Source organism: Solimonas flava DSM 18980 (assembly GCF_000426685.1).
GTDB classification, from domain to species: Bacteria; Pseudomonadota; Gammaproteobacteria; order Nevskiales; family Nevskiaceae; genus Solimonas; species Solimonas flava.
The window spans coordinates 208,881-230,961 of sequence record NZ_AUFV01000003.1 but is presented as its reverse complement, the minus strand read 5'-3'; the positions used below and the strand labels follow the sequence as shown (position 1 = coordinate 230,961).

General features: G+C 71.4%; 21 protein-coding genes. 12 read left to right on the top strand and 9 right to left on the bottom strand.

Annotated features, from left to right (window positions below):
* Positions 1 to 95: 95 nt before the first annotated feature.
* Positions 96 to 737, bottom strand: a complete 642-nt coding sequence (locus K343_RS21195) for a lysoplasmalogenase (RefSeq protein WP_051278000.1) — start codon at positions 735 to 737, stop codon at positions 96 to 98.
* A gap of 203 nt (positions 738 to 940) precedes the next feature.
* Here K343_RS21195 and msrB point away from each other — a divergent pair, with 203 nt between their 5' ends.
* Together msrB and K343_RS23895 are read left to right on the top strand one after the other, a co-directional pair.
* Positions 941 to 1,336 (top strand): peptide-methionine (R)-S-oxide reductase MsrB, encoded by a 396-nt coding sequence (msrB, locus tag K343_RS0106120; RefSeq protein WP_028007294.1) that lies wholly within the window; start codon positions 941 to 943, stop codon positions 1,334 to 1,336.
* Positions 1,333 to 2,031 (top strand): type 1 glutamine amidotransferase, encoded by a 699-nt coding sequence (locus K343_RS23895; RefSeq protein ID WP_084615724.1) that lies wholly within the window; start codon positions 1,333 to 1,335, stop codon positions 2,029 to 2,031. The genes msrB and K343_RS23895 overlap by 4 nt, the downstream gene beginning before the upstream one ends.
* Here the strand turns inward: K343_RS23895 and K343_RS21190 are convergent.
* The gene (locus tag K343_RS21190; RefSeq protein WP_084615723.1) at positions 1,932 to 3,164 is read right to left on the bottom strand and encodes a glycosyltransferase family protein; all 1,233 of its coding nucleotides are present in this window, start codon (positions 3,162 to 3,164) and stop codon (positions 1,932 to 1,934) included. The genes K343_RS23895 and K343_RS21190 overlap by 100 nt on opposite strands.
* A 193-nt stretch (positions 3,165 to 3,357) precedes the next feature.
* Between K343_RS21190 and K343_RS0106100 the strand changes: the two genes are divergently transcribed.
* The 3 genes from K343_RS0106100 to K343_RS0106090 all read left to right on the top strand — a co-directional run bounded on the left by K343_RS0106100 (position 3,358) and on the right by K343_RS0106090 (position 7,003).
* Positions 3,358 to 4,107, top strand: a complete 750-nt coding sequence (locus tag K343_RS0106100) for a Bax inhibitor-1/YccA family protein (RefSeq protein WP_028007292.1) — start codon at positions 3,358 to 3,360, stop codon at positions 4,105 to 4,107.
* A gap of 102 nt (positions 4,108 to 4,209) precedes the next feature.
* A complete protein-coding gene (locus K343_RS0106095; protein WP_028007291.1) occupies positions 4,210 to 4,932 on the top strand; it encodes a TerC family protein in 723 nt (240 codons plus the stop codon).
* A gap of 139 nt (positions 4,933 to 5,071) precedes the next feature.
* The gene (locus tag K343_RS0106090; protein WP_028007290.1) at positions 5,072 to 7,003 is read left to right on the top strand and encodes a M61 family metallopeptidase; all 1,932 of its coding nucleotides are present in this window, start codon (positions 5,072 to 5,074) and stop codon (positions 7,001 to 7,003) included.
* A gap of 4 nt (positions 7,004 to 7,007) precedes the next feature.
* Here K343_RS0106090 and gcvA read toward each other — a convergent pair whose 3' ends face one another.
* A complete protein-coding gene (gcvA, locus tag K343_RS0106085) occupies positions 7,008 to 7,937 on the bottom strand; it encodes a transcriptional regulator GcvA (RefSeq protein WP_028007289.1) in 930 nt (309 codons plus the stop codon).
* A 114-nt stretch (positions 7,938 to 8,051) separates the two neighbouring features.
* On the opposite strand from gcvA, the gene K343_RS0106080 reads away from it, so the two are divergent.
* Genes K343_RS0106080 through K343_RS24360 form a run of 3 tightly spaced genes read left to right on the top strand, consistent with a single transcriptional unit; the run spans position 8,052 to position 10,815 of the window.
* A complete protein-coding gene (locus K343_RS0106080) occupies positions 8,052 to 8,267 on the top strand; it encodes a hypothetical protein (protein ID WP_028007288.1) in 216 nt (71 codons plus the stop codon).
* A 52-nt stretch (positions 8,268 to 8,319) separates the two neighbouring features.
* The gene (gene uvrD / locus K343_RS0106075; RefSeq protein WP_028007287.1) at positions 8,320 to 10,638 is read left to right on the top strand and encodes a DNA helicase II; all 2,319 of its coding nucleotides are present in this window, start codon (positions 8,320 to 8,322) and stop codon (positions 10,636 to 10,638) included.
* A gap of 3 nt (positions 10,639 to 10,641) precedes the next feature.
* Positions 10,642 to 10,815, top strand: coding sequence for a hypothetical protein (locus tag K343_RS24360; RefSeq protein WP_154662460.1), 174 nt, complete (start codon positions 10,642 to 10,644; stop codon positions 10,813 to 10,815).
* Positions 10,816 to 10,825: 10 nt separating this feature from the next.
* Here K343_RS24360 and K343_RS0106065 read toward each other — a convergent pair whose 3' ends face one another.
* From K343_RS0106065 to K343_RS23295, 5 genes are read right to left on the bottom strand one after another with little or no spacing between them, the layout of a single operon-like run.
* Positions 10,826 to 12,130, bottom strand: a complete 1,305-nt coding sequence (locus tag K343_RS0106065) for a spinster family MFS transporter (protein WP_028007286.1) — start codon at positions 12,128 to 12,130, stop codon at positions 10,826 to 10,828.
* A complete protein-coding gene (locus K343_RS0106060; RefSeq protein WP_028007285.1) occupies positions 12,127 to 13,356 on the bottom strand; it encodes a CaiB/BaiF CoA transferase family protein in 1,230 nt (409 codons plus the stop codon). Before K343_RS0106060 ends, K343_RS0106065 begins: the two co-directional genes overlap by 4 nt.
* Positions 13,353 to 14,912 carry an acyl-CoA carboxylase subunit beta gene (locus K343_RS21185; protein ID WP_043112202.1) on the bottom strand — a complete coding sequence of 520 codons (1,560 nt, stop codon included), beginning with the start codon at positions 14,910 to 14,912 and terminating at the stop codon, positions 13,353 to 13,355. Before K343_RS21185 ends, K343_RS0106060 begins: the two co-directional genes overlap by 4 nt.
* A gap of 35 nt (positions 14,913 to 14,947) precedes the next feature.
* Entirely contained in the window at positions 14,948 to 15,166 is a 219-nt protein-coding gene (locus K343_RS0106050) for an acyl-CoA carboxylase biotin carboxyl carrier protein subunit (protein ID WP_020647890.1), read from the bottom strand.
* Positions 15,163 to 15,882 (bottom strand): GntR family transcriptional regulator, encoded by a 720-nt coding sequence (locus K343_RS23295; protein WP_161628861.1) that lies wholly within the window; start codon positions 15,880 to 15,882, stop codon positions 15,163 to 15,165. Before K343_RS23295 ends, K343_RS0106050 begins: the two co-directional genes overlap by 4 nt.
* 404 nt (positions 15,883 to 16,286) lie before the next feature.
* Here K343_RS23295 and K343_RS0106040 point away from each other — a divergent pair, with 404 nt between their 5' ends.
* From K343_RS0106040 to K343_RS0106025, 4 genes are all read left to right on the top strand, one after another.
* Entirely contained in the window at positions 16,287 to 18,530 is a 2,244-nt protein-coding gene (locus tag K343_RS0106040) for a TonB-dependent receptor (protein WP_084615720.1), read from the top strand.
* Between the two features lie 53 nt (positions 18,531 to 18,583).
* Positions 18,584 to 20,098: a carboxylesterase/lipase family protein gene (locus tag K343_RS21175; protein WP_051277998.1), complete on the top strand. Its 1,515-nt coding sequence runs from the start codon at positions 18,584 to 18,586 to the stop codon at positions 20,096 to 20,098.
* Positions 20,099 to 20,158: 60 nt separating this feature from the next.
* Positions 20,159 to 20,965 carry a M90 family metallopeptidase gene (locus tag K343_RS0106030; RefSeq protein WP_028007283.1) on the top strand — a complete coding sequence of 269 codons (807 nt, stop codon included), beginning with the start codon at positions 20,159 to 20,161 and terminating at the stop codon, positions 20,963 to 20,965.
* Between the two features lie 85 nt (positions 20,966 to 21,050).
* A complete protein-coding gene (locus K343_RS0106025; RefSeq protein WP_028007282.1) occupies positions 21,051 to 21,272 on the top strand; it encodes a hypothetical protein in 222 nt (73 codons plus the stop codon).
* Positions 21,273 to 21,345: 73 nt separating this feature from the next.
* Here K343_RS0106025 and K343_RS23290 read toward each other — a convergent pair whose 3' ends face one another.
* The gene (locus K343_RS23290; protein ID WP_051277997.1) at positions 21,346 to 22,023 is read right to left on the bottom strand and encodes an SPOR domain-containing protein; all 678 of its coding nucleotides are present in this window, start codon (positions 22,021 to 22,023) and stop codon (positions 21,346 to 21,348) included.
* Between the last annotated feature and the right edge of the window lie 58 nt (positions 22,024 to 22,081).

The window sequence follows — 22,081 nt, the reverse complement described above, 5'->3', positions numbered from 1 at the left end:
GAAAGTGGGGACTGTAACGATCCCTTGACCGCATCCGCAGCCGGAAATTCCCCCAGTCACGCCCGACGGATGCGGCAGCGCCCCCGCGTTCGCCGTCAGCCGGCGCCCTGCGCCGACCAGGCGATGCAGGCGATGCCGCCCCAGTAGGTGCTGAGGATCAGGCCCTGCGCGCCGCGGTAGCGGCCGACGAAACGGCGGATGCCGAGCGCCGAATCGGACAGCACGAACAGCGCGGCGCCGAGCAGCGCATAGCCGCCGGTGACGCCGCCGAGCGCCTGCCAGCGCAGCAGCGCGGTGAGCGCCATGCCGGTCAGCACCAGCGCGTAGATCACGACCGGCACGCGCAGCGGCGCGTCGGCGCGGCGCACGAGGATGGTGCCGAGCGCGACGCCGTACAGTACGAAGGCGGCCGCCCACAGCGGCGGCGTGTAGTGCCCGACGCCGTGCAGGAACGCGAGCATGAAGACCAGGTGTGCGAGCAGAAAGCTGCCGAGGCCGGCCAGGAACGCGCCGTTCGATTCGTACATCAGCGCGATATCGCCGAGCAGCGACAGGCCCAGCGCCAGCAGCAGGCCGTCGCGGTAGCCGCTCTCCGGCGCGCTCCAGGCCAGCGCCGCGATCAGGATCGTGGTCAGCGGCTTGAGTACCTTGAACAACGGCGTGCGCGCCTCATTCCAGTCGGAGACGATGGCGGCGACGGCGCACAGCGCGATGGCGGCGAGCAGGACAGGCAGCACGGCAGGATTCCCCGGAGGTTTGTTCTAATGGCGCCCGCGTTCGCGGCGCGATCCGGGCGGCCGCTAGAGTAGTCGCCGCGACGCCCAGAAAAAACCCAGCCGGAGCTGGGTCGGGGAAGATCCCGCGATGGGAATACGGTTGAGAGCCGGGCCACGAGCCCAGGCGCTGCCACGATGAACCGCCGAGATGAAGGACGGATGACATGGACAAGATTCGCAAGACCGACGCCGAGTGGCGGGCGCTGCTGACGCCCGAGCAGTATCGCGTGACGCGCCAGGGCGGCACCGAATGCGCGTTCACCGGCGCGCTGTGGAACGACCACCACGACGGCGTCTATCACTGCGTCTGCTGCGGCCTGCCGCTGTTCGACGCGCGCACCAAGTTCGAGTCCGGCACCGGCTGGCCGAGCTTCTTCGATCCGGCCAGCAACGAGGCCGTCGCCAGCCGCGAGGACCTGAGCCACGGCATGCGCCGCGTCGAGGTGCTGTGCGCGCGCTGCGACGCCCATCTCGGCCACGTCTTTCCGGACGGCCCGAAGCCGAGCGGCCTGCGTTACTGCATCAACTCGGCCGCGCTCGAGCTGAAGGCGCGGCCGTGAGGGTGCACGGCTTCCGTCACGTCGACTTCGAGGATTTCGGCTGCATCGCCCCGGCGCTGGCCGGGCGCGGCCACCGCCTGAGCGCCACGCGCTTCTATGCCGGCGAGACGCCGCCGGGGCCGGAGACCTATGACGCGCTGCTGGTCATGGGCGGGCCGATGAATATTTACGAGGACGTGGCCTATCCGTGGCTGCGCGCCGAGAAGGCGGCGATCGGCGCCGCCATCGACGCCGGCCGGCCGGTGCTCGGCATCTGTCTCGGCGCGCAGCTGGTCGCCGACGTGCTCGGCGCGCCGACCACGCGCAACGCGCAGGCCGAGATCGGCTGGTTCGACGTGGCGCTGGCGCCGGAGGCGGCGCAGAGCTGGGCCTTCGCCGGTTTTCCCGAGCGCTTCCGCGCGTTCCACTGGCACGGCGATACCTTCGCGATCCCGGCCGGCGCGCGCCGCCTGATGCACAGCGAAGCCTGCGCCAACCAGGCCTTTGCGCTGCGTACGGCGAGCGGGGCGAAAGTCGCGGCGATCCAGTTCCATCTCGAAGTGACGGCGGCCGACGCCCGCGTCTGGTTCGAGCACGAGACGCCGGCGCCGGCGCGCTACGTGCAGTCGCCGGCGCGCGTGCTCGGCGAGCTCGACGCCTTCGCGCAGAACAACCGCCTGATGCGGCGCCTGCTCGACAACTGGCTGGCGGACTGAGGTCCGCCGCTCAGGCCTCGGCGCGCTTGCTGACGCGCACGCGCGCCGCCGGCCGCGTCGTCCGGCAGGCGGCGCGGCGCCATCGCCTCGATGTCGCGCTGCAGATGCTCGATCGCCAGCGCGCGGCCGTCGCCGGCGTGGTCGCGCATGTTCGAGCGGTACCACGCGTAGTTGCCGAGGAAGCGGTCGACGTCGCTGGGGGTCAGCCGCATCAGCTCGCCGCGCGCGCCGACGCCCATGCGCTCGATCATGTGCGCGTTGAGGCGCTGCTCGAAGGCCTGCTCGGGCAGCGCCAGCACCGGCTTGCCGAAATGGATCGCCTCGCCGATCAGCTGGTTGCCGGCGGTCGACAGCACCGCGCGGCAGCGCGCCAGATCGCGCACGAAGCCGGCCACGCTCGGCGCGCGGAATTCGAGATTCTCGTCCTCGCCGCGCAGGCCGGTGCCGTAGACCCGCACCTTGCAGTCGAGCTCGCGCAGTGCGCGATCGACGTGCGGCAGGTACTGATGCTCGCCCTTGTTGAAGTAGGCCAGCAGGTAATCGCCTTCCTCGGGCGTTTCGGCGACGACTTCGTCGCGCAGCATCGGGCCGACGATGCGGACCTGCGGATAGGCCGGGATCGCCGGGTAGAAGCTGGAGATCAGGATGCGCTCCGGCACGCCCATCAGCGCGCGGTAGCCCCAGGCGTCGCGCATGCCGAGCGTCCACAGGTCCGGCGGGAAGTGCGGCTTGCAGTAGGCGATGATGCCGACGTGATCGAAGCTGATGCGCGGGATGCCGAGCTTCTGCGCGACGCGATGCGTCCAGGCCTCGGAGTCCGAGATCACCAGCTCGATGCCGCGCGTCTGCATCTCGCGCTCGACCTGGGCGACGCCGGCGCCGCCGAACAGCAGATCACGCATCGGCGCGAAGTTGCGGGCGACCGTCTTCGGCAGCGAATGCGTGCCGCCGGCGCTGTACTGGTAGCCGATCGTCGGGATGCGCACCGTCGGGAAGCGTGGCGCGAGGACCTCGTAGGCGTCGCCGCCGGCGAACACCGTGACCTCATGGTCGGCCTGCAGCGCCGGCAGCACGGACATCGTGCGCATGGCATGGCCACGCCCGTAGCCCATCACGCCGTAAGTGATCCGCATGCAGCCGTCCCATCTGTCGACGCCGGTATCGGCGCTTTGCAGCTTATTGACGGGCGGTGATCGGTGGATGACAGCCTCGCAACAGAAAAATGACGGTGCGCGGACGCCGCGGCCAGCGCCGGGCCGGCCCGAGCGCCGCGGCGGCGGTGGCTGCGCTACGATGTCCGTCCGCGATCTCGCGTGGAGTAGGAACATGCAGACAGGCAATCCGGTACTGCGCAACAAGGATTTCGGCGTCGTCGCCGGCGAGCGCATGACGATGGACGGGACGGTCGGCAAGACCGCGATCCTGTTCGTGCTGCTGCTGATCGCCGCCGGCTGGACCTGGACGCGCTTCAACGGCGTGCTCGCCGAGGCCGGGCCGCAGGCGGCGCTGGCGAGCGTCGCGCCGTTCCTGTGGGGCGGCCTGCTGATCGGCTTCGGGCTGGCGCTCGTCACCGTCTTCAAGAGCGCCTGGTCGCACGTCACCGCGCCGCTCTATGCGATGGCCGAGGGCTTCGCGATCGGCGGCCTGTCGGCGTTCTTCGAGCTGCGTCATCCGGGCATCGTCGTGCAGGCGGTCGGCCTGACTTTCGGCGTGCTGGTGATGATGCTGTTCCTGTACCGCACGCGGGTGATTCGCGTCACCGAGAAATTCCGCTTCGGCATCGTCGCCGCGACCGGCGCGATCGCCCTGCTCTATCTCGTCGACATCGGCCTGCGCCTGTTCGGCGGCATCAGCATGCCGTTCATTCACGAGGGCGGCGTCGCCGGCATCGGCTTCAGCCTGCTGGTCGTCGGCCTCGCCGCGCTGAACCTGACGCTCGACTTCGATGCGATCGAGCGCAGCGTCGCCCAGGGCGCGCCGAAGGTCATGGAGTGGTACGGCGCGTTCAGCCTGATGGTGACGCTGGTCTGGCTGTATCTCGAAATCCTGCGCCTGCTCGCCAAGTCGCGTCGCTGAAGGGCCCCGCCACCCCGCGCCCGGCCGGCGGCCGCGCGCGGCTGGCCGGTGCCGCCGCTTTCGATTTTTTCGTCCTTCTTCTCTCCACCCTGACGTACTGACATGCACGCCCTGCTCGAACCCGAACTCTGGATCGCCCTCTTCACGCTCGCCGCGCTGGAGATCGTGCTCGGCATCGACAACATCATTTTCCTGTCGATCATGGCCAACAAGCTGCCCGAGCATCAGCGCGCCAGGGCCCGCATCATCGGCCTGGCCGGCGCCTGCGGCACGCGCATCCTGCTGCTGCTGTCGCTGGCCTGGCTGGCCAAGCTGACGACGCCGCTGTTCCACGTCGGCGAATGGGGCATTTCCGGCCGCGACATCATCCTGATCGGCGGCGGCCTGTTCCTGCTCGGCAAGAGCGCGCTGGAAATCCACGAGTCGGTCGAAGGCGGCGCGCACGACGCCGAGCACGTGGTCGGCAAGGCGGCGACCGGCTTCGCCGCGGTGATCGTGCAGATCATGATCCTCGACATCGTCTTCTCGCTCGATTCGGTGATCACCGCCGTCGGCATGACCGATCGCGTGCCGGTGATGATCGCCGCGATCATCATCGCCATCGGCGTGATGATGTTCTTCGCCGGCCCGGTTTCGAACTTCGTCGAGAACCATCCGACGATCAAGGTGCTGGCGCTGTCGTTCCTGATCCTGATCGGCATGGCGCTGGTCGGCGAAGGGCTCGGCTTCCACGTGCCGAAGGGCTACATCTACTTCGCGATGGGCTTCTCGACGCTGGTCGAGATGGTCAACATCCGCATGCGCTCGAAGCTGGCGAAGCACTGAGCGCCGCGGCTACGCACGCCGGGGCCGCACGCCCCGGCGTTGCCGGCGCCGGAAAACCCCCAAGCATCGGGCGACGTCTGGACACGTTGCCGGCGTGGCGCGTACGGTCGGCGTCTCCCCCAACCGCACGAACCTGACCGTGAAGAAGACGCTCCTCGCGAGCGCGCTGCTGTGCAGCGTTGCCGCCGTTCATGCCGAAGCCCCGCTGCCGGTGCCAGCGCCGCTGCCGCCGGCGATCGCCGCGCCGCAGGACCGGCCGTATCCCGGCACGATCCGCCTGCAGGTCGACGCGACCGATCTCGAACGCCATGTGTTCCGCGTGCGCGAGACGGTGCCGGTCGCTGCGCCGGGCCGGCTGACGCTGCTGTATCCGAAGTGGCTGCCCGGCAACCACAGCCCGAGCGGGCGCATCGACAGCCTCGCCGGCCTGACGGTCAGCGCCGCCGGCCGCCGCCTCGAATGGACACGCGACACGGCCGACGTCTACGCCTTCCACGTCGAGGTGCCGGACGGCGTCGCCGCGCTCGATCTCGAATTCCAGTTCGTCTCGCCGACCGAGGACAAGCAGGGCCGCGTGGTGATGACGCCGGCGATGCTCAACCTGCAGTGGAACGCGGTCGCGCTGTATCCGGCCGGCTGGTACACGAGCCGCATCCCGGTCGAGGCCAGCGTGCGCCTGCCCGAGGGCTGGGGCTACGGCACCGCGCTCGAGGCCGCCGCCAGCGCCGACGGCACGACGACGTTCAAGCCGGTGCCGTTCGACACGCTGGTCGATTCGCCGATGTTTGCCGGCCGCTGGTTCAGGCAGATCCAGCTCGATCCGCCGGGCGCCGCGCATCCGGTGCGCCTCAATCTGGTCGCCGACCGTCCGGAACTGCTCGATGCGACGCCGGCGCAGATCGAAACGCACGAACGCCTCGTGCAGCAGGCCGACCGCCTGTTTGGCGCGCGCCATTACGACCACTACGATTTCCTCGTCGCACTGAGCGAGGAGCTGTCCGGCATCGGCCTCGAACACCACCGTTCGAGCGAGAACCGCGTCGCGCCGAAATACTTCAGCGACTGGGACAAGGCCTACGTCGGCCGCGACCTGCTCGCGCACGAGTACACGCACTCCTGGAACGGCAAGTTCCGCCGCCCCGCCGATCTGTGGACGCCGAGCTTCAACGTGCCGATGCAGGACAGCCTGCTGTGGGTCTACGAGGGCCAGACGCAGTACTGGGGCTATGTGCTCGCCGCCCGCTCGGGCTTGCTGAGCCGCGAGCAGACGCTCGACGCGATCGCGATGACGGCCGCGTACTACGACCGCCTCGCCGGCCGCCAGTGGCGCGCGCTGCAGGACACCACCAACGATCCGATCATCGCCGGCCGCCGGCCGATCCCGTGGCGCAGCTGGCAGCGCAGCGAGGACTATTACTCCGAGGGCCAGCTCGTCTGGCTCGAAGTCGACACCCTGATTCGCGAGAAGAGCGGCGGCCGCAGGTCGCTCGACGATTTCGCCCGCGCCTTCTTCGGCATCGACGACGGCCGCTGGGTGCCGGCGACCTATCGTTTCGACGACGTGGTTGCCGCGCTCGACGCCGTGCAGCCGTACGACTGGGCGACGCTGCTGCGCCAGCGCCTCGACGAGCACGCCGCCGGCGCCCCGCTCGACGGCCTTCGCCGCGGCGGTTACGAACTGGTCTACACCGACACGCCGAGCGATTACTTCAAGACCGCCGAGAAGCGCCGCAAGGTCACCGATCTCAGCGATTCGCTCGGCTTCACGGTCGGCAAGGAAGCCCGGCTCGGCGACGTCGTCTGGGGCGGTCCGGCGTACGCGGCCGGGCTCGCGGTCGGCGTGCAGATCGTCGCCGTCAACGGCTTTGCCTACGAGGCCGACGAGCTCAAGGACGCGGTGCGCCGCGCCGCCGCGCCGGGCGCGGCGCCGATCGAGCTGCTGGTGCGCGACGGCGACCGCTACCGGACGGTGAAGCTCGATTACCACGGCGGCCTGCGCTATCCGCACCTGCAGCGCCTCAAGGGCACGCCGGCGCGCCTCGACGCGATCCTCGCGCCGCGCGGCAAGTAGCCGTCTAGGCAGTCGTCGCCTGCTCGCGCAGCCAGGCGACGAAGCGCTGCACTTCCGGCCGCTGCCGCGCCGCCGGCTCGACCAGCAGGTAGTACGCGCGCGGTGCCACCGCCGCGCGCAGCTGTCGGGCGAACGGCACGACCAGCTGGCCGCGCGCCAGCTGGGCATCGATCAGCGGCCGCCGGCCGAGCGCAATGCCCTGGCCGTCGATCGCCGCCAGGATCGCCTGGTCGTAGTGGCTGAAACGCAGTGCGCCGGCCGGCTGCAGGCCAGCCAGCCCCATCGTCTCCAGCCACAGATCCCAGGCCAGCCACGGATACGGCGAGGTCGCGTCGCAGTGCAGCAGCACGTGCCGGCGCAGATCGGCCGGCGCACGCAGCGGCCGCCGGCGATCGGCGCGCAGCGCCGGGCTGCAGACCGGGATCGTCGCCTCGCCGAACAGCCGCTCGCCATCGCCCGGCGCGCGCTCGGTCGGGCAGAAGCGGATCGCCACGTCGATGCGCTCGCGCGTCAGGTCGGCGACGCGGCTGTCGGCGCTGATGCGCACGTCGATCTGCGGATGTGCGGCGCGGAATGCCGGCAGCCGCGGCAGCAGCCACAGCGAGGCGACGCTGCCCGGCGTCGTCACCGTCACCAGCCGCGCGGTCTGCGCCGCGCGAATCTGCTCGATCGTCTCGCCGAGCCGTGCGAGCAGCTCGCCGACCTGGCGCCGCAGCAGTTCGCCGGCCGGGGTCAGCGCCAGCGCGCGATGCCGGCGCTCGAACAGCGGCTGCTGCAGATGGGATTCGAGCGCCTGTACCTGACGGCTGACGGCGGATTGCGTCAGCGACAGCTCGGCGGCCGCGCGCGTGAAGCTGAGGTGGCGGGCCGCGGCCTCGAAGCCGCGCAGCAGGTCGAGCGGCGGCAGGCGTCGTCTGGCATGCGTCTGACTCATGCAAAAGCTTCCGAAATGTCGTTTGAACGGCGTAGCCGCCGGAGGAAGAATGCCGCCCCGGCCGCATCCTGCATTCCTGATTCGCATGGTAGGCGGCCTTTCGGAGAAATGCCCATGGCCAAGGATCTGTACGCCCTCGTCGAACTGCCCGCGTCCGCCGTTCCGGCGTCGTCCCGGGCCGTCGACGCGCCGGCCGACGCGGCGATCGCGGCGGCGCCCGGCGCCGCGGCCGCGACGCCGGTTCGGGCGACGTCGGCCGGCTGGCAGCGCTTCAATCGCTGGATCGTCCGCGCCTACGGCGCGCTCGCGCCGAGCGCACGCTACAAGTGACGGCGACACGCAGCCGGCCGCGGGCCGCGGGCGCGCGGCGTAAAATGCGCCGATGTTCGAAGCCCGCGCTGATCTCTCCCACCTCGTCTCGGCCCTGAATCCCGCGCAGCGCGAAGCCGTCACCGCGCCGCCGGAGCACCGCCTGGTGCTGGCCGGCGCCGGTTCCGGCAAGACGCGCGTGCTGACGCACCGCGTCGCCTGGCTGATCGCCGCCGAGGGCGTGTCGCCGATGTCGATTCTGGCGGTGACCTTCACCAACAAGGCGGCGGCGGAGATGCGCGCGCGCATCGAGCAGCTGGTCGACGTGCCGATTCGCGCGATGTGGGTCGGCACCTTCCACGGTATCGCGCACCGCATGCTGCGCATGCACTTCCACGAAGCCGGGCTGCCGCAGAATTTCCAGATCCTCGACGCCGACGATCAGGTGCGGCTGGTCAAGCGCATCGTCAAGAATCTCGAACTGCCCGAGGACCAGTGGCCGGCCAAGACCGTCGCCGGCTGGATCAATGCGCAGAAGGAAGAGGCGCGCCGGCCGCAGCAGATGGAGGACCAGGGCGACTATACGCAGCGCCAGTTCGTCCGCATCTACAGCGCCTATCAGGCGCAGTGCGATCGCCAGGGCGTCGTCGACTTCGCCGAGCTGCTGCTGCGCGCCTACGAGCTGACGCGCGACCACGCCGAGATCCAGGCGCACTACCGGCGCCGCTTCCGCCACATCCTTGTCGACGAGTTCCAGGACACCAACAAGCTGCAGTACGACTGGCTGCGTACGATCGCCGGCAAGACCGGCGTGCTGTTCGCGGTCGGCGACGACGACCAGAGCATCTATTCCTGGCGCGGCGCCCGCGTCGACAACATGCTCAAGCTGGCGCGCGACTTCCCCGGTTGCGAGACGATCCGCCTCGAACAGAATTACCGCTCGACCGGCAACATTCTCGCCGCCGCCAACGGCCTGATCGCCAAGAACGCCGGCCGCCTCGGCAAGGAGCTGTGGACGGAAGGCAACGACGGCGAGCCGATCCAGCTCTACGCCGCGTTCAACGAGTACGACGAGGCCGAGTTCGTCGTCAACCGCATCAAGGAGCATCTCGACGGTCGCTGCGCGCTGTCCGACATCGCCGTGCTGTACCGCATGGGCGCGCAGTCGCGCGTGCTCGAGGAAACACTGATCCGCGCGCGCCTGCCGTACCGCATCTACGGCGGCCTGCGCTTCTTCGAGCGCCAGGAGATCAAGGACACCCTCGCCTACCTGCGCCTGCTGCACAACCGCCACGACGACGTCAGCTTCGAGCGCGCCGTCAACACGCCGCCGCGCGGCATCGGCGCGACCACGGTCGAGCGTCTGCGTGCGCTGGCGCGCGAGAGCGACGTGTCGCTGTGGACGGCGGCGACGCAGGGTAACCCCGCGCTCGGCCGCGCCGCCGCGAACCTGCAGCAATTCACCGGTTTGATCGAGTCGCTCGCCGCCGAAACCAAGGCGGTCGCGCTGTCGCGCGCGACCGAGCGCGTCATCGAGCGCAGCGGCCTGCGCGAGCACTATCGCAAGGAAAAGGGCGAGCAGGCCGAAGCGCGCCTCGAGAACCTCGACGAACTGATCAGCGCGACGCGCGCCTTCGAGCCGCGCGTCGAGGCGGCGCCGCCGGACGAGAACGAGCCGCCGCCCGCCGATCCGCTGACCGAGTTCCTCACCCACGCCGCGCTCGAAGCCGGCGAGCGCCAGGCCGGGCCCGGCGAGGACTGCGTGCAGCTGATGACGCTGCATGCGGCCAAGGGCCTCGAATTCCCGATCGTGTTCATGGTCGGCATGGAGAACGGCCTGTTCCCGCACGCGCGCTCGACCGACGAGGGCAATCTCGAAGAGGAACGCCGCCTCTGCTACGTCGGCATCACGCGCGCGCGCAAGCAGCTCTACATGAGCTACGCCGAGACGCGGCGCCTGCACGGCGTCGAGCAGATCAACGCGCCGTCGATGTTCCTGCGCGAGATTCCGCCGGAGTGCATCGTCGAGACGCGGCCGCGCGCGCAGGTCACGCGCCCGGCGTTCGCGGCGCGCGGTGGCGCCTACGGCAGCGGCTCGCAGTCGGGCTACGGCGGCGGCTGGGGCCGCGACGAGGTGCGCGAGCGGCGCGGCGGCTACGGCGCGCGCGACGAGGCGCCGCTGCGGCGCCCGCAGATCACGCCGGCGATGGCCGGCAAGAGCGAAGGGCCGGCCGGTCTGCGCCTTGGCCAGACGGTGCGCCACGACAAGTTCGGCGAGGGCACGGTGCTGGCGTTCGACGGCGACGGCGAGCGCACGCGCATCGAGGTCCGCTTCAAGAGCGCCGGCACCAAGTGGCTGATGCTCAGCTTCGCCAATCTGCAGGCGGGCTGAGCGATGAGCGCGACCGGCACCATCATCGGCGTCATCGTCCTGGTCGTCGCGCTGATCGTCGGGCCGTTCGCGACGCTGCGCGCGATTTCGTACTACCGCGACCAGCGCAAGCCGCCGCCGGCGGCGCCGACGCGTGACGACGAGGACGATCCGGACCGGCCGAGCGGTTTCTGGTGAACGCGGTGCCTCAGCTGGCCGCGCGCTGCCGGGCGACGCTGGCGCGGTACGGCGCCAGGCCGAGCCCGAGCAGCACGGCCGCCAGCGCCGGCGCCAGCGTGCAGACCAGCAGCAGCGAGCGGCCGACCGCGAGATCGCTGCCGAAGCCGTAGTCGGTGACCAGCGCGACCGCGGTCGGGCCGAAGCCGAGGCCGAGCATGTTGAGCACGAACAGGTAGATCGCCGAGACGCGCGCGCGCACCGCCGGCGCGACGGCGTCCTGCAGTCCCGACGGCGCGACGCCGAACGGCATGCTGAAGAACAGCACCGCCGGCAGCATCGCGGCGATGATCGCCGCGCGCGCGTCGGCGAGCAGGAACAGCGCCGTGCACGGTATCGCCAGCAGCGCGGCGAGCATGCCGACGCGCAGCGTCGCGTCCTCGACGCCGCGCCGCAGCCAGCGGTCGGCGAGCGCGCCGCCGAGCAGCACGCCGAGCGTGCCGAACACCGCGACCGCGCCGCCGTACCAGATGCCGACCTGCGCCGGCGTCCACTGGTGCAGGCGGATCAGATAGCTCGGAATCCACGCGGCGCTGCCGTAGGCGCCGATCGCGATCAGCGCGAAGCCGAAGTGATGGCAGGCCAGCGTGCGCGCGTTGGCGCGCAGTTCGGCGCGCAGCAGCACCCAGCCGCCGCCGTGCTCGCGCCGGTGCTGGCGCGGCGGTTCGCGAATCGCCAGCAGCACCAGACTGAACACCGCGCCGACCGCGCCGAGCAGCACGAACACGAATTGCCAGGGGCGCAGCGTGCCGAGCAGCGGCAGCGCCGGCAGCGGATGCGTGCTGGCGTAGTGGATGATCGCGCCGCCGAGCAGGAAGGCGACGCCGGAGCCGACGTAGACGCCGGTGCCGAACAGGCTGATCGCGGTGGCGCGGCGCTCGCGCGGGAAGGTGTCGGTGATCAGCGAGTACGCGGCCGGCGACAGCGAGGCCTCGCCGATGCCGACGCCGATGCGCGCGACGAGCAGGTGCGCGTAGCGCTGTGCGAGTCCGCAGGCGGCGGTCGCCAGGCTCCATGCGAACGCGCCGGCGGCGATCAGGCCGCGCCGGCTGCCGCGGTCCGCCCACCAGGCCAGCGGGATGCCGCAGACCGTGTAGAACAGCGCGAAGCTGAAGCCCATCAGCAGGCTCATCTCGGTGTCGCTGATGCCGAGATCGGCGCGGATCGGCCCGACCAGCAGATTGAGGATCTGGCGGTCGACGTACGACAGCACGTGCGCCGCCATCAGCAGGGCGACGACCAGCCAGGCGCGGCGCGGCGTCTGCGCGGCGCTCATGGCGTGGCCCCGCGCGAGCGGATCACCGCCTCGGCTTCGAGCGCATCGAGCTCGGCGTCGGACAGGCCGAGCCGTTCGGCGAGCACGGCGCGCGTGTCGGCCGACAGCTCCGGGCCGCTCCAGCGCACGGCGCCCGGCGTCGCCGACAGCTTCGGCACGATGCCGACCTGCAGCAGCTCGCCGAAATGCGCGTGCGGCGCGCGCAGCAGCATCTCGCGCGCCGCGTAGTGCGGATCATGCGCCGCGTCGGCGAGCGTGCAGACGCGCGAGCACGGCACGCCGGCGGCGTCGAGCTGCGCGCCGATCTCGGCGGCGTCGCGTGCGGCGGTCCAGGCGCCGATCTCGGCGTCGAGCGCGTCAACGTGCTCCCAGCGCGAGTTGATCGTCGCGTAGCGCGGATCGTCGAGCAGCGCGGCGCGGCCGATCGCCTGCATCAGGCGCCGGAAGGTCGCGTCGTTGTTGGCGGCGATCAGCACGTAGCCGCCGTCGCGCGTCGGATAGAGATTGTTCGGCGCCATGTACGGCAGGCGCGAACCTTCGCGGTTCGGCACGTAGCCGAAGCGGTCGTAGGCCGGCACCGAGGCTTCGAGCATCGAGAACGCCGCTTCGTACAGCGCGCAATCGACGACCTGGCCGCGGCCGCTGCGCTGCCGTTCGAGCAGCGCCAGCGTCGCGCCGTAGGCGGCGTAGGCCGCCGTCAGGTAATCGACGACCGGCACGGCGACGCGTGGCGGCGGCCGGTCCGGATCGCCGATCAGATGGCGGATGCCGCCGAAGGCTTCGCAGATCGCGCCGTAGCCCGGCATCTCGCGGCGCGGTCCGCTCTGGCCGTAGCCGCTGATGCGCACCAGCACCAGCCCCGGGTTCTGCGCCGACAGCGCCTCGTAGCCGAGGCCGAGGCGTTCGAGCGTGCCCGGCCGGAAATTCTCGACGACGAGGTCGCACCCGGCCGCCAGGCGCAGCACCAGCTCGCGGCCGCGCGCGGTCTTGAGGTCGATCGTCACCGCGCGCTTGTTGCGCAGGATCGAGGCCGCGAACAGCGCGATGCCCTCGTCCGGCAGGCCGATCTGCCGCACCGAGTCGCCTTCCGGCGGCTCGACCTTGATGACCTCGGCGCCGAAGTCGGCGAACAGGCGCGTGCAGGCCGGCCCGGCGATCGTGCTGCACAGTTCCAGCACGCGATAGCCGGCGAGCGGTCCGGATGCGGGCGGCGTGGCGGCGCTCATCGCTGGGTCCGCCGCTTCGGCGCCGGCTGCAGTTGCGTCAGCCGCACCGCGTCGCGCACCCAGCGGCACAGCAGCGCGCGCGTTTCCGCCGGCTCGATGATGTCGACCACGCCGAAGGCCTCGGCGCTGCGGAACGGCGAGCCGAGCTGCTCGTAGTACGCCTCCAGTTCGAGGCGCCGCGCCTGCGGGTCGGCCGCCGCCTCGATCTCGCGGCGGTGCGCGGCGGCGACGCCGCCCTCGATCGGGATCGAGCCCCAGCGCGCGCTCGGCCAGGCGAAGCGATGGTTCAGCGCGGTGCCGGTCGGGCCGCTCCACGGCCCCAGCATCGAGCCGCCGACGCCATAGGCGCGGCGCAGCACGACGCTGACCCAGGGCACGCTGGCCTGTTCGATCGCGGCGCCGGCGCGGGCCGCCGCGAGCAGCGTGCCGGCACGTTCGGCGTCGGGGCCGATCATCACGCCCGGCTGGTCGACGAGGTGCACGACCGGCAGGTGGAAGCTGTCGCAGAGATCGACGAAGCGCTCCATCTTCTGCGCCGCGGCGCGCGTCAGCGCGCCGCCTGCCACCGCCGGATCGTTGAGCATCAGGCCGACGGCGTGGCCGTCGAGCCGGGCCAGGAAGGTGCGCAGCGAGGCGCCGAAATCCGGCGCCAGCTCGAACAGCGAGTCGCGGTCGGCGATCGACACGGCGATCGGCCGTGCCGCGTAGATGCGGCGGCGGTTGGCGGGAATCGCGTGATTGAGTGCCTCGTCGCGGCGCTGCGGATCGTCGTCGACGCTGGCGCGCGCCGGCGCTTCCCAGGCATGGCTCGGCAGGTACGACAGGAAGCGCCGCACCTGCGCGAGCGCGTCACGCTCATCGGCGGCGGCGTTGAGGATCGCGCCGCTGAGGCGCGTGCACAGCTCGGTGCCGCCGAGCGCTTCCTTGTCGACATCGACGCCGAGGCCCTGCTTGACGACCGGCGGGCCGGCCGCGAAGACCTGCGCCTGGTCGCGCACCATCACCGAGAAATGCGCGGCGACGGCGCGGATCGCGCCGAGTCCGGCGCAGGCGCCGAAGGCGACGCTGGCGACCGGCACCGCGCCCATCAGCGCCGTGCTCGGCCACAGCGGATAGCCGGGCAGCTTGGTGCGGCCGGCCTTGGCGAGCAGCTTGACGCTGCCGCCGGCCGAATCGACGAAACGCACCAGCGGCATGCGGAAGTCGAGCGCCATGCGCTCGGCGTAAATCCACTTCTCGGCGACCGCCGCCTCGGACGAGCCGCCGCGGATCGTGAAGTCGTCGGCGACGACCATCAGCGGCCGGCCGTCGACGGCGGCGCGGCCCATGACGCTGTTCGACGGCGTGAAGCCCTGATAGCGGCCCTGCGCGTCGTAGCGTCCGGCGCCGGCGATGCGGCCGAGCTCCTGGAACGAATCGCGATCGGCGAACGCGTCGATGCGTTCGCGCGCCGTCAGCCGTCCCTGCGCGTGCCAGGCCGCGACCGCGGCGTCGCCGCCGAGACGCAGCGCCGCTGCGCGGCGCTCATGCAGTTCCTGCAAGGCTTCGTCGTCCATGGCGCGGGTCTTTTTCCGTTTGCGCGGGGGCCGCGTCAGCCGAGTTCGGCGAGCGGCTGGCCTTCCTCGACGGCATCGCCGACGCGCACCAGCCAGGCCGTCACGCGGCCGGCCTGCGGCATCGTCGCCGGGATTTCCATCTTCATCGATTCCACGTACAGCACCACGCTGCCGGCGGCGAGCGGCGCGTCGAGCTCGGCGGCGAGCTGCCAGACCGTGCCGGTCGCCGGCGCGCGCACGTGACGCGCGCTCATCGCCCGGCCTCGGTCGCCGCCACGCGCTGCAGCACGAAGCTGCGCGTGTGCTCGACGATGCGCCGCGCCGCCTTCTCGGCGTGCGGCTCCGAGCGCATGCGCAGCGCGGCGACCAGCTTGCGATGGCGGGCCGCCGATTGCTGACGCCAGCGGCTCGGCGCCGGCTGCAGGAAGCGATGCAGCCAGTAGGCGACGCGGCCGAGCCGGCGCTGCACCGTCGCCGCGTGACGGCTGCCGCAGACCTCGCCGAGCTGGGTGCCGGCGCGGTAGGCGGCATCGACCAGCTCGACGTTCCGGCCGCCGCGCGCGATCAGGGCGCCGAGTTCGTCGACGGCGTCGGCGTAGCGCTGCAGCTCGGCGTCGCTGGCATGGCGCACGGCGAAGCGCGCGACCGCGCCGTAGGCGACGCCGAGCAGGTCGAACAGATCGGCGATCTCGGCCGCCGCGGGATCGATGACGCGCGCGCCGCGCCACGGGGCCAGCTCGATCAGGCCGTCCTGTTCGAGCACGCGCAGCGCCTCGCGCACCGGCGCGCGGCTGATGCCGAGCCGCTGCGCGACGTCGAACTCGCGAATGCGCTCGCCCGGCTTGTAGACGCCGGCGAGGATGTCGCGCAGCAGGCGGCGCACCGTCTGCTGGATCAGCGGCGCCTCGTCGCCGGCGCCGTTCTCGCTGTCGATCTCCACCGCTTCCGTCGCTGTCGATGCCGCCTTCATCGTCGCTCCCGCCGCCGCGCCGGTGCCGCCCGAGGGTCGACGCATTGTCGACAATCGGCCGCGGTCCGGATGCCAGGTCCGGCGGAATCTACGCCGGCTCGCCGGACCGCGGCAAGCCGGCGCCAGCGGCGGGGTTGCCGCCGCCCGGTCGGCCGTCGACCACGATCCGCTTCGGCGATAAGAAAATAAGCCAATGATATTTAGACAATTATGGGGTCAGTGCTAAAAAAGCGACGGCGCTGCGCAGCGCGCGCTGTGGCCGGCGGGTTCGGGCCAGCGGTCGGTGCGCCGGGCTTGCGTGCCCAGAATTGTCGACTACACTCGCTGCAGAAATCGGCGATTTCTGCAAGGAAACGACCGTCCACGCCAGACCGCGAGGCGCTGGCAAGAGGGGGAGAACGGACATGCACCGGATGCTCGGACGTCTGTGGTGGATCGGCCCTTCGGCCTTGCTGGCGAGCGCCGCCGCCGCGCAGGAAAGCCCGCCGCCGCCGCCCGCCGCCGACGCGGCGATCGAAACCGTCGTCGTCACCGCGACGCGGCGCAGCCAGAGTCTCGACCGCGTGCCGCTGGCGATCAGCGAACTCGGCGGCGAGACGCTCGAACAGTCGGCGATCCGCGACACCCAGGCCTTGCAGATGGAGGTGCCGTCGCTGGCCGTCACCGTCTCCGGCAGCGAGAACGCCGGCTCGGTGATCCGTATCCGCGGCATCGGCACCTCGGGCGGCAACGTCGGTTTCGAAAGCTCGGTCGGCGTGTTCGTCGACGACGTCTACCTGTCGCGCTCCAGTCTGGCGCTGACCGACCTCGTCGACGTCGAGCGCATCGAGGTGCTGCGCGGTCCGCAGGGCACGCTGTTCGGCAAGAACACCTCGGTCGGCGCGATCCGCATCGTCACCGCGCAGCCGGTGTTCCGCCGCGATGCCAGCCTCGGCCTCAGCTACGGCAACGAGAACGCCTGGCTGCTGCGCGGCATGCTCAATCTGCCGCTGGTCGACGAGGTGCTGGCGGTGCGTTTCGCGGCGCAGCTCAACCAGCGCGACGGGTTCCTGCACAACAGCGCCGACGGCCGCGATGCCAACGACCGCGACCGCTACACGCTGCGCGGCCAGCTGCTGTACCGGCCGCTGCCGGCGCTGTCGCTGCGCCTGATCGCCGACCGCATCGCCAAGGACGAGCGCTGCTGCGCGGCGCCGTACACGCACTACGGACCGACGGCGCCGGCGCTGGCCGCGCTCGGCGGCACGGTGTTCGATCCGCCGGCCGAGGATCGCGTCGCCTTCGACCGCCCGCTGGCGAGCAAGGCCAACGATTCCGGCGCCTCGCTGCATCTCGACTGGGATCTCGGCTGGGCCGAGCTACGCGGTCTCGCCAGCTATCGCGACAGCGACGGCCGCGACCGTTCCGACGGCGACTACAGCGACGTCGACCTCGTCTACATCCCGTACCAGAACGGCACGATCCGCACCAAGACCGGCGAGCTCTCGCTGCACGGCGTCGCCGGACGGCTCGACTGGCTGCTCGGCGTCTACGGCGCCGACGAGGACCTGAACCTGACGATGGCGACGCTGCTCGGCGACGACGCCGGCGCCTACGTCAACCTGATCAGCGGCGGCGCGGTGCCGGCCCTGCTCTATCCGAGCGGCAGCGGCCAGACCGACACGCGCGCGCAGCAGAACGGCCAGAGCTGGTCGCTGTTCACGCATAACATCATCGACCTCGGCGCCGGCTTCGACCTGACGCTCGGCCTGCGCTGGCTGCACGAGCAGAAGCACGGCGGCGGCTCCACCGTCTCCGACAGCCCGTCGTGCAATCCGCTGCTGCCGCTGCCGGCTTCGGTGCGCTTCCTGTGCGGCGCCGATCCGTACGACGCGCACTACGACGACAACCGCTACACCGGCAACGCCGCGCTCGGCCGCCGGTTCGCGAACGGGCTCTACGTCTACGGCAGCTATGCGTCCGGCTTCAAGTCCGGCGGCATCAATCTCAATCCGCCGACCACCGCCAACGACGGCGACCAGACCTTCCGCCCCGAGACCGTCGATGCCTACGAACTCGGCATCAAGGCGCCGTTCTTCGGGCACCGCGTGCAGACGCGCACGGCGCTGTTCTGGATGGACATCGACGACTTCCAGCTGGCCGGCTACAACGGCCAGACCTGGCAGGTGCAGAACGCGCAGGTGCGCTCGCGCGGCGTCGAGTTCGAGTCGACCGCCTACCTGCTCGCCGGCCTGAGCCTGCGCGCCGCCGCGACCTGGGCCGACGCCGAGTTCAGCGCCGGCCCGAACGACGGCAAGCAGATGACCAACGCGCCGCGCTGGAGCGGGCAGTTCGGCGGCAGCTACGAACGCGCGCTGCCGGTCTGGAACGCGAGCGCCTTCGGCAACGTCGTCGCGCGCTACCAGAGCGAGGTCAACACCGGCGTCAATCTCGACGAGCACAAGCGCCAGGGCGGCTATACGCTGCTCAACGCGCGGCTCGGCTTGCACCTGCCGGCCGAGTTCGAGGTCTCGCTGTGGGGCGCCAACCTCACCGACAAGCACTACAACCTGATCATCTTCGACAGCCCGGCGCAGAGCGGCAGCTACAACGGCTACATCGGCCAGCCGCGCAGCTACGGGCTGGAAGTACGCAAGCGCTTTTTCTGATTTCACGTGGCGCCGCGCGGCGCCGTCGTCACCGTCGCCGACCGGGAGTTCGCATGGCCTACGCTGGCACACTCAAAGGGCTCGCCGCCGCGCTGCTCGCGTTCGCGGCGGCGGCCCACGCCGACGAAGCGCCGCGCGCGACGTTCGCGGACGGCGCGCTGCGCGGCGCCAGCGCCGACGGCGTGCAGGCCTTCCTCGGCATTCCATACGCGGCACCGCCGGTCGGCGCCCTGCGCTGGCGGCCGCCGCAGGCGCCGGCGCCGTGGAGCGGCGAACGCGACGCCACGCAGTTCGGTCCCGCCTGCCCGCAGGGCGAGGATCGCCTTTACGGCCTGACGCCGAAGCTGCGCCGCGAAGACTGTCTCTATCTCAACGTGTGGACGCCGGCCGCGCGCACCGCGCCGCTGCCGGTGATGGTCTGGCTGCACGGCGGCGCGCACCGCATCGGCAGCGCCTCGATCCCGAGCTACGACGGTCGCCGTCTCGCCCAGCGCGGCGTCGTCGTGGTGACGCTGAACTACCGGCTCGGCTATCTCGGCTACTTCGCGCACCCGGCGCTGGCCGCCGAGGGCAAGGCCGGCAATTTCGGCCTGCTCGACCAGATCGCTGCGCTGCGCTGGGTACAGCGCCACATCGCCGCCTTCGGCGGCGATCCGCAGCGCGTCACCGTGTTCGGCGAAAGTGCCGGCGGCGCCGACGTGCTGTACCTGATGACGAGCCGCGCCGGCGAGGGACTGTTCCAGCGCGCGATCGTCGAGTCCGGCGGCGGCTGGGGCAAGCCGCTGCCGCGCGAGCAGATGCAGCGCAAGGTCGTCGCCGCGCTCGCGGTGGCCGGCGTCGACGGCAAGGCCGATGCCGCCGCGCTGCGCGCGCTGGCGCCGGAGAAGCTGCTCGAGGCGCAGCGTGCCGAGCGCTCGCTCGGCTTCGGTCCGTTCGTCGACGGCGACAGCGTGTCCGAGGCGCCGGCCGCGGTGTTCGCCGCCGGCCGCGAGGCGCGCGTGCCGCTGATCATCGGCAGCAACGACTGGGAGGGCAGCCTGCTGAAGCTGCGCAAGCCCGGCTTCTGGGACGGCGTGCTGGTACGCCTGCCGGCGGTTTCCGGCTGGTACGAAGGTCAGGCCGCCGACGCCGCGGCACGCCAGCCGCTGCTGTTCCGCGACATCGTCTTCGCCGCGCCGGCGCGCTGGCTCGCCGCCCGCCATGCGGCGCAGGCGCCGACCTGGCTGTATCGCTTCGCGCACGTCAGCGCCGGTCGCCGCGGTCAGGTGCCCGGCGCCGGCCACGCCGCCGAGATCGCCTACGTGTTCGACACGCTCGACGCGCTGCAGGCGCTCGGCACCACGGTCGACGCCGGCGATCGCGCGCTCGCCGCGACGCTCGCCGACTGCTGGACGGCGTTCGCGCGCGACGGCGAGCCGCGCTGCGCGGCGGACTGGCCGCGCTACGACGCCAGGGGCGACCGCCTGCTGCTGCTCGATCGCGGCGCGCGGGCGCTGGCGACGCCCGACGCCGCGGCGCTCGACGGCGTGACGAAGTACTTCGGGCCCGGCGGCTGGCTGGCACGCTAGGCGCCGTCATCGCCGCGCCCGACGCCGGCGCCGCGCGCGGCCGGACGCTAAGCTTGCGCGGTGAGTCCGCTCCTCGCGCTGTCACTGCTCCTGCTGGCCATCCCGATCGCCTGGTTCGTCCGGCGGCGCCGCGCCCGTGCGTCCGCGCCGCGATTGCCGGACGGCTGGCGCGCGCGTCTCCACGCACGCGTGCCGCAGGCGGCGCTGGTGCCGGCGGCACTGCGCGAGCGCTACGAGGCGCGCGTCGAGGCCTTCATCTCGCGCAAGCGCTTCATCGGCTGCAACGGACTGGTGGTCGACGACGACATGCGCCTGACCGTCGCCGGCCTGGCGGCGCTGCTGCTGCTGCGCGATGACGACGCGACGCTGTTTCCCGCGGTGCGCAGCGTGCTGCTGTATCCGGCCGCGTTCCTCGTGCGCCACGACGAGCCGGACGAACTCGGTCTCGTCGACGACGAGCCGGTCGAACAGATCGGCGAGTCCTGGCAGGGCGATCGCGTGATCCTGTCGTGGGAGGACGTCGAGGCGGCGCTCGCCGGCGACGCCGTGAATGTCGTGATCCACGAGTTCGCGCACCAGCTCGACGACGAGAATCCGTGGAGCGAGGGCGCGCCGCCGATGGCCGACTACACGCAGTGGTCGCAGGTGATGCAGCGCGAGTACGAGCGCCTGCAACGGCACCGGCGGCCGCCGGTGCTCGATCCGTACGGCGCCGAGAGTCCGGGCGAGTTCTTCGGTGTGGTCAGCGAGGCTTTCTTCCAGCGTCCGGTCGAACTGCGCCGCCATCACGCCGAGCTGTACGCGCTGCTGGCCGGCTATTACCGGCTCGATCCGGCCGCCGCGCCGCCGCTCTGGTCGGCCGCCTGAGCGCGGCGTTCAGGTGCGGTTCGGTGCCGGACCCGACACAATGAATCGCCGCATCGACGCGGCGCGGGGCATGCAAGGAGCGGACATGGGAGTCCTGAAGATCGTCGGCATCGTGCTGATCGTCGCCGGCGCCGCGGCGCTGAGCTACAAGCAGTTCTCGTACACCAAGGAAACGCACGACGCCGATCTCGGCGCGCTGCATCTTTCCGTGAAGGAGAAGGAGTCGGTGGCGATTCCCGCCTGGCTCGGCGGCGGCGCGGTGGTGCTCGGCATCGTCCTGCTGGTGCTGCCGTCGCGCAAAAGCTGACGCGTCGTTCCAGCCATAAAGAAAGCCCCGCGCGGCAGGCGCCGCGCGGGGCTTTCTCATGAGGCCGGCGTGCCTACTGCAGCTTCACCAGCAGCGCCTGGATGCCGTTCGATTCGAGCCGCGTCATCGTCGCCTGCACGTGCTGCCAGTTGCGGTCGGGGCCGATGCGCACGCGGTAGAAGGTGTCCTTGCCGTCGATCGTCACCGTCTCGATGCGCGATTCGATGCCGAGCAGCGCGAGGCTGGCCTTCTGCTTCTCGGCTTCGGTCTGCGAGCGGTACGAGGCGACCTGGATGATGTAGCTGCCGCTGTTGGCGTCGGCCGCGGCGGCGGCCGGCGCCGAGCCGTCGGCGTTCGGCGGCGTCTGCGGCTTCGGCGTGCTCGGCGGCTGCGCCGATTTGGCGGCCTCGCGCGGCAGCACGACTTCCTGGTTCTTGAGGATCTCGTAGAAGGTGAAGCGGTCCTTCTCCTTCGGCGGCAGCGGCAGGGCCTGCGGCTTGCCGCCGTTCTTGCGCGGCGCCGGCTTGCCGTCGCCATCGGCTTCCGCCGCGCCGGCCGCCGGCGCTCCGGCCTGCGGCAGCAGCGTGCTGTCGACCGGGCGCTTGATGTAGACGAAGGCGGCGACCGCGAGGCCGGCCGACAGGCCGGCGATCAGCCAGATCCAGCCGGGCACGCCACCGCCGCCGCGCCGGCCGCCGCTGCGGGTCTGGCGGCGGTTGCCGCTGTTGCGATGCGCGTAGTCGCGGGCCATCTCGTTTGCTTCTCGACGTCGTTGTCGGGTTCTTCAGTGTGTCATGCGCGCGCCCGCG

Bases quoted from the DNA above. Each gene is read 5' to 3' on its own strand.
- msrB (WP_028007294.1), top strand. From the start codon at position 941: ATGGACAAGATTCGCAAGACCGACGCCGAGTGGCGGGCGCTGCTGACG.
- K343_RS21190 (WP_084615723.1), bottom strand. From the start codon at position 3,164: ATGCGGATCACTTACGGCGTGATGGGCTACGGGCGTGGCCATGCCATG.
- K343_RS0106100 (WP_028007292.1), top strand. From the start codon at position 3,358: ATGCAGACAGGCAATCCGGTACTGCGCAACAAGGATTTCGGCGTCGTC.
- K343_RS0106095 (WP_028007291.1), top strand. From the start codon at position 4,210: ATGCACGCCCTGCTCGAACCCGAACTCTGGATCGCCCTCTTCACGCTC.
- gcvA (WP_028007289.1), bottom strand. From the start codon at position 7,937: ATGAGTCAGACGCATGCCAGACGACGCCTGCCGCCGCTCGACCTGCTG.
- K343_RS0106080 (WP_028007288.1), top strand. From the start codon at position 8,052: ATGGCCAAGGATCTGTACGCCCTCGTCGAACTGCCCGCGTCCGCCGTT.
- uvrD (WP_028007287.1), top strand. From the start codon at position 8,320: ATGTTCGAAGCCCGCGCTGATCTCTCCCACCTCGTCTCGGCCCTGAAT.
- K343_RS24360 (WP_154662460.1), top strand. From the start codon at position 10,642: ATGAGCGCGACCGGCACCATCATCGGCGTCATCGTCCTGGTCGTCGCG.
- K343_RS0106065 (WP_028007286.1), bottom strand. From the start codon at position 12,130: ATGAGCGCCGCGCAGACGCCGCGCCGCGCCTGGCTGGTCGTCGCCCTG.
- K343_RS0106060 (WP_028007285.1), bottom strand. From the start codon at position 13,356: ATGAGCGCCGCCACGCCGCCCGCATCCGGACCGCTCGCCGGCTATCGC.
- K343_RS21185 (WP_043112202.1), bottom strand. From the start codon at position 14,912: ATGGACGACGAAGCCTTGCAGGAACTGCATGAGCGCCGCGCAGCGGCG.
- K343_RS0106050 (WP_020647890.1), bottom strand. From the start codon at position 15,166: ATGAGCGCGCGTCACGTGCGCGCGCCGGCGACCGGCACGGTCTGGCAG.
- K343_RS23295 (WP_161628861.1), bottom strand. From the start codon at position 15,882: ATGAAGGCGGCATCGACAGCGACGGAAGCGGTGGAGATCGACAGCGAG.
- K343_RS0106040 (WP_084615720.1), top strand. From the start codon at position 16,287: ATGCACCGGATGCTCGGACGTCTGTGGTGGATCGGCCCTTCGGCCTTG.
- K343_RS21175 (WP_051277998.1), top strand. From the start codon at position 18,584: ATGGCCTACGCTGGCACACTCAAAGGGCTCGCCGCCGCGCTGCTCGCG.
- K343_RS0106025 (WP_028007282.1), top strand. From the start codon at position 21,051: ATGGGAGTCCTGAAGATCGTCGGCATCGTGCTGATCGTCGCCGGCGCC.
- K343_RS23290 (WP_051277997.1), bottom strand. From the start codon at position 22,023: ATGGCCCGCGACTACGCGCATCGCAACAGCGGCAACCGCCGCCAGACC.